The sequence below is a fragment of the Cellulomonas sp. P2_B4 genome (assembly GCF_056404795.1).
The window spans coordinates 1-519 of sequence record NZ_JBFUDI010000115.1; the positions used below are offsets into that span (position 1 = coordinate 1).

Here is a 519-nt window from a genome sequence, read left to right on the forward strand (position 1 = left end):
GACTGGCACCATGCCAACCACGTCGAGCGGGAAGGTAAGGGCGATCTTGTAGACGCCGATCTTTGCGCGTTGCGCGGTCGCCTCATCGATGCCGAGCATCTGTAGCGCCGCCAGGACGTCAGCATAGGGCTTGCCCGCGGTCGCGATCATGAAGTGCGGCCGGTCGCTTCCGAAGGCGACCCGATCCAGCCCGTTGTGGCGGGCGAACATCTGCGCTCGCGGCAGCTTCTCGCGTTGCAGGCGCATATCCTGGTCGAGCATCGCCAGAAGCTCCCGCCGCAGATGCACACCACCAGGCGGCGAACTTACAGGGGGCGTGGTGAAGCTGGGAGGTTCGCCGAAAGCGAGGACGCCGGTCGCCTCGGCGGTTTCGTTGACCAGCTTGAGCCCTACCAGTGCGCCCGAAAAGCGGGACATGCCAAAGGCAGCGAGACCATATTCGAGGATTTCGCCTATCGTCGACGGGTAGAGGATCGGCACGCCCCAGCTCGCGAGGGTAAGCTCGCTTTGATGCGCCGT

General features: G+C 64.4%; 1 protein-coding gene. It reads right to left on the reverse strand.

The genetic code is table 11. The features are described 5' to 3' along the window. Window positions 1–480, reverse strand: a 480-nt coding sequence (locus AC1DZC_RS20395) for a hypothetical protein (RefSeq protein WP_477044559.1), incomplete at its 3' end; no start/stop codon positions are given. Window positions 481–519 lie beyond the last annotated feature (39 nt).